The 5359-nt window shown below is 63.9% G+C and carries 6 protein-coding genes; 1 reads left to right on the plus strand and 5 read right to left on the minus strand.

The features are described 5' to 3' along the window. Window positions 1-280 precede the first annotated feature (280 nt). Window positions 281-901, plus strand: coding sequence for a hypothetical protein (locus MOV75_RS26305; RefSeq protein WP_246925120.1), 621 nt, complete (start codon window positions 281-283; stop codon window positions 899-901). A 10-nt stretch (window positions 902-911) separates the two neighbouring features. Here MOV75_RS26305 and MOV75_RS26310 read toward each other — a convergent pair whose 3' ends face one another. The 5 genes from MOV75_RS26310 to MOV75_RS26330 form a co-directional block, all read right to left on the minus strand. Next, window positions 912-1760, minus strand: a complete 849-nt coding sequence (locus tag MOV75_RS26310; RefSeq protein WP_246925118.1) for an SDR family oxidoreductase — start codon at window positions 1758-1760, stop codon at window positions 912-914. A 148-nt stretch (window positions 1761-1908) separates the two neighbouring features. Beyond that, the gene (gene ilvC / locus MOV75_RS26315) at window positions 1909-2928 is read right to left on the minus strand and encodes a ketol-acid reductoisomerase (protein WP_194403842.1); all 1020 of its coding nucleotides are present in this window, start codon (window positions 2926-2928) and stop codon (window positions 1909-1911) included. Between the two features lie 133 nt (window positions 2929-3061). Beyond that, window positions 3062-3664, minus strand: a complete 603-nt coding sequence (locus MOV75_RS26320; protein WP_246925116.1) for a LysE family translocator — start codon at window positions 3662-3664, stop codon at window positions 3062-3064. Window positions 3665-3671: 7 nt separating this feature from the next. Next, complete coding sequence (locus tag MOV75_RS26325; RefSeq protein ID WP_247006861.1) at window positions 3672-4559, minus strand: EamA family transporter; 888 nt, start codon at window positions 4557-4559, stop codon at window positions 3672-3674. Window positions 4560-4727: 168 nt separating this feature from the next. Continuing rightward, on the minus strand, window positions 4728-5359 hold a 632-nt coding region (locus MOV75_RS26330), incomplete at its 5' end, for a class I SAM-dependent methyltransferase (RefSeq protein WP_247006862.1).

The raw sequence follows: 5359 nt of genomic DNA on the forward strand, positions 1-5359 counted from the left end.
CCCGGCGAAACCGCGGCCCGGCGTGCGGCCTCACGCACCGAGATTTCGGCACCCTCGGCTGCGAGTTGCAGCGCAGCATCGATCAACACGCGGCGGAGGTCGCCGTGATGATAGGGCCGGGCTTCAGGGGTGTTGCGGCGGGCGCGCGGCTTGGCCGGTTGTCGGGCGGGCATGGAGGCTTTCTAGCATCACCCGAACGTGAATGTAAGCAGCGATTACACCATTGATCTCATCGCCATCTCGAAATGTAATCAATGATTACATCGGGGAGGAGATTGCCATGTCACAACGTCAAGGCTGGTTCGAAAGCTGGCGGCTGCTTGCCGTCCTCTCATTGAGCCTGATCATGCTCAGCCTGTGGATTGCCTCGATGCGGCAGTTCGAGATCGAGGGCGTGCGGATGGTGATCCGTTTCACTGCACGAAGCTCGCTGCTGCTGTTCTGCCTTGCCTTCAGCGCCGCGGCGCTGGCGCGGCTGTGGCCCAATGCGTGGACGCGCTGGCAGCGCCGCAACCGCCGCTATCTCGGCTTGAGCTTTGCCGCTTCCCACGCCATCCACGCGGTCGCGATCGTCGCCTTCGCCAGGATGGATCCAGCCGGCTTCGCGGAGGCCACTTCGCCCGTCTCCTACACCTTCGGTGGCATCGGCTATGCCTTCATCATCGCGATGAGCGCGACCTCGTTCGATCGCTCGGCCGCGCTGATCGGACCCCGCGTCTGGCGCGCGCTGCACCTTGCGGGCGGCCATTACCTCTGGTTCCAGTTCATGGTCTCGTTCGGCAAACGCGTGCCGGCGATGCCGCTCTACACCGCGTTCCTCATTCCGCTCCTCATCGTGATGGCGTTGCGCATGATCGCGATGGCCCGCCACCCGCGTGGGCAGACCGCTGCGGCGGGCTGAAGAGCCTGCCTTACTGTGGCAACAGCCCGAGCCGCTTGGCGATGATCCGGTCGATCGTCCGTTTCGGCAACACGGCCCCAATCAGATGGCGAACCGGGTCAGGCGTGATCTGGTAGCGCACCTTGGGGCTTGTCGCAGTCAGTGCCTCGAACACGATTTCGGCGATCCGCTCCGCCGGAAGGCCCTTCGCGCCGAGGTCCATCATGAAGGCCATGACCTTGTTCAGCGCCGGTAGATAGGGCGAGTTCTGGTAGACGGACAGATCGATCTGTTCGGCCTTGCTCCAGATCGGCGTCTTCACCGCGCCGGGGGCGACGATGATGACGTCGATGCCGAACAGCATCAATTCGCGGCGCAGGCTTTCCGACAGTCCCTCGACGGCGTGCTTGGAGGTGCAGTAGGGCGCCGATAGCGGATTGCCGTTCTTGCCCGCGACCGAGCTGATCATCACGATCCGCCCCTTCGGCCCCTTCAACGACGGGTCGGCCCCGAGCAAGGGCCCGAACGCCTGGGTCGCGATCACAGGGCCGATGACGTTGATGTCCATCTGGCGGCGGAAATCGTCGGCCGACAATTCGAGCACGGGACCGGCGACCGCGATCCCGGCATTGTTGACGAGGCCGGCCAGCGTCTCGCCGCCCAGTACCTCGCGAACCTGGCGAGCCGCGGCGAGCACGGCGGCCTCGTCGGTGACGTCGAACAGCAGCGGCGTGAAGTTCGCGCCGAACTCAGCCTTGAGCCGCTCCGCATCCGCCTGCTTGCGAACGCTGCCGAAGACGCGGAAGCCGCGCCCCAGCAAAATTTTTGCAGTGGCCCAGCCGATGCCGGTGGACGCGCCGGTGACGACGACAGATCGCATGGTGCCCTCCCCTCAAGGTTTTCGCGATCATGTCGGAAAACGGCGGTGGTGCGAAGGGGGGAGCGCAGAGCCGGGACTGAGGAGCGCAATGGCCGCCGGATCAGCAGCGCACCACTTGGCGTGATGCGCTGCGTCCGGAAACGGCGACTTAGTTCTTGCTCTTGTCGACCAGCGCGCCCTTCTTGATCCAGGGCATCATGTCGCGCAGCTTGGCGCCGACTTCCTCGATCGGGTGCTGGGCGAGCTTGGCGCGGGTCGCCTTGAACGAGGTCTGGTTGACCTTGTTCTCGAGCATCCAGTCGCGGGCGAACTTGCCGCCCTGGATGTCGGCGAGAACGCGCTTCATCTCGGCCTTGGTCTCGGCGGTGACGATGCGCGGACCGGTGACGTACTCGCCGTACTCCGCGGTGTTGGAGATCGAGTAGTTCATGTTGGCGATGCCGCCTTCATAGATCAGGTCGACGATCAGCTTCACTTCGTGCAGGCACTCGAAATAGGCCATCTCCGGCGCGTAGCCGGCTTCGACCAGCGTCTCGTAGCCGCCCTTGATCAGCTCGACCAGGCCGCCGCAGAGCACGACCTGCTCGCCGAACAGGTCGGTCTCGCACTCTTCCTTGAAGGTGGTCTCGATGATGCCGGCGCGGCCGCCGCCGACAGCGGAGGCGTAGGACAGGCCGAGGTCATGGGCGTTGCCCGAGACGTCCTTGGCGATCGCGATCAGGCAGGGCACGCCGCCGCCGCGCTGATATTCCGAACGCACGGTGTGGCCTGGGCCCTTCGGCGCGATCATCAGCACGTCGAGGTCGGCGCGCGGATCGAGCAGGTTGAAGTGGACGTTGAGGCCGTGCGCGAACACGAGGGCTGCGCCCTTCTTCATGTTGTCGTGCAGGTGGTCGCGGTAGATGTCGCCCTGGAGCTCGTCCGGGGTCAGCATCATGACGAGGTCGGCCCATTTGGCGGCTTCGGCGACTTCCATCACCTTGAAGCCGGCGGCTTCCGCCTTCTTGACCGAGCCCGAGTCCTTGCGCAGCGCAATGGCGACTTCCTTGACGCCGGAATCCTTCAGGTTGAGCGCATGGGCGTGGCCCTGGCTGCCATAGCCGACGATGGCGACCTTCTTGCCCTTGATCAGGTTTAGGTCGGCGTCGCGATCGTAATAAACACGCATGGTCGTTTCCTCGTTCAGGGCCGAAAATCGGCCATTGGTCAGTGTCCGAAGGGTGAAATTTGCGGATTTCGGGGGCTGTCTAGAGCATTTTCAGCCCTTAGGGAAACCCGTTTCTGCATGGAAATCCGCGACATCATGCATCCATGAAAACGGGGTAGAGGGAGGCCAGCAGCAGGATCGCCATCAGGATATTGAAGGCGCGGACCAGCCGCTCCGAGGTCAGGACCGGCCGCAAGGCGGAGCCGAACAGGGCCCAGACCACGGTCGAGACCGTGCCGACGATCAGGCTGATCAGGGTCTGGATCGCGATGTTGAGCGGAAATTGGGCGATCGCCGCATAGGCGGTGATGGTGCCGATCACGATCACCCAGCCCTTGGCGTTGATCCATTGGAACATTGCCGCGCCCCAGAAGGTCATCGGGCCGCGGCCGTCCCCCTCCCCCGACTTGGTCGGGCCGGACCTGGCGATCGCGGCGGCAAGATAGATCAGATAGGCGGCACCGGCATATTTCAGGATGGTCTGGAGGATCGGATAGGCCAGGAACACCGAGCCGAGCCCGAGACCGACGGCGGCCACCATGAAGGCGAAGCCGAGGACGATGCCGACGATGTGAGGAATGGTGCGCCGGAAGCCGTAGGTCAGGCCAGAGGACAGCAGCATGATGTTGTTCGGTCCAGGCGTGAAGTACATCACGACCATGAAGATGAGGAAGGCGTAGAACAGCGACTGGGACATGTTCACCTCACGCCGTCTTCGGCAGCGGTTTGGCTAACGCCTTGGGCCGGTTCGCCAGAACCATCACCGCGATACCAACGATCACGGTCAGCATGCCGGCGAGCCGCAAGGGTCCGAACCGCTCGCCGAACACGATGCTGGAGGCAGCCGAGCCGACGAACGGCACCAGCAGCGCGAACGGCACCACTTGCGCGGCGGGATAGTCGCGCAGCAGCCGGCCCCACAGCCAATAGGCGATGCTGGTGGAGATGGCGCCGATCACCAGCAGACAGATGAGGCCGGTGAGCGACATGTGAATCAGCGATTGGAAGGTCGGCGCCGGCCCATCGACGATCAGCGCGAGCACGAATAGCGGCACCGCGGCGGTGAGGCAGAGCCAGGCAAACAAGTCGAACATCGGCGCACCGCGGGCCCCGCGCAGCAGGAGATTGCCGATCGCAAAGCAGATCGGAGCGATCATCAGCACCGCGAACGCACCGACGCTGAAGTCATAACCGACGGTGCCGCAGATCATGAGAAGTCCCGCCGCCGCGATGACGATGCCGAGCGTTTGCACCGACGTCGGCCGCTCGCCGAATGCGATCGCGGCAAGGCCTATGGTGAACAGCGCCTGGCTCTGCACCACGACGCTGGTCAGCCCCACAGGCACGCCATGGGCGATGCCGTAGGCCTGCAACAGGAACTGGCCGAGGAACAGCGTGAAACTGATCGCGACCAGAAGCGACCAGGCGACCTTCGGCTTGGGAATGAAAAGACACGGCACCGCGGCGATGGCAAAGCGCATCGCCGTCATCAACTCCGGCGAGAATTCGTCGAGCGCGATCCGACTCGCCACGAAGGCAAGCCCCCAGATGATCGCCACCAGGATAGCGATGAGGATATCAGCCGGCTTCATTCCACCCCCTAACCTCTCCCGCTTGCGGGAGAGGTCGCGCCGAAGGCGCGGGTGAGGGCTTTCTCCTCTGGGGGGCTCTCGCTTGTGGAGACACCCTCTCCCCAACCCTCCCCCGCAAGCGGGGGAGGGAGCGCAGCGACGTTGTCGTTGCAGCTTGCGTTCACAGTTCTAGCCTTGCTCGCCGGCTTTCGGTTTCCGCAGCAGATAAGTCCCGTGCATCGGTGCGTGGTAGTCGACCGAGACCAGGGTGAAGCCGACGTCGGTCAGCATCCGCTCCATCACCCAGCCGAAGGTGGAATATTCGTCGCGCATATGCGTGACGACGCTGTCGCGCGAAAAATCGTGGTTCTTGATCTGGAAGTCGGCCCATTGCTCGACGTCGCGCTCGACGGCATCGGGCATCGAGGCGTAAACGATGTCGCGCAGGTAGAAGCTCGCACCGGGCTTCAGCGCACGATAGATTCGCGACATCGCCACCGCCTTCCAGAAATCCGGCAGATGATGCAGCGTGAATTCGCTGACGATCAAATCGTAGGATTCCGGGCGATAGGCAAAGCTGAGCAGGCCGGCCGATTGCGTGCGCACCGGTGCCTTGCGGTCACGCGCATAGATCTCGGCGAGCGCCAGCATCGCCGGCGAGATGTCGATGGCGTCGACCTCGGCACCCATCAGGGCGGCTTCGGTGGCGAGCACGCCGGCGAGCGACAGGTCATAGTAACCGATCGGGTGCATCCCCATCACCGCAAAGATGCGACGCATGTTGAACAATTCGTCCGCGCGCCCCAAACGAATGGCGCCGT

Source organism: Bradyrhizobium sp. PRIMUS42 (assembly GCF_023006515.1).
Lineage (GTDB): Bacteria > Pseudomonadota > Alphaproteobacteria > Rhizobiales > Xanthobacteraceae > Bradyrhizobium.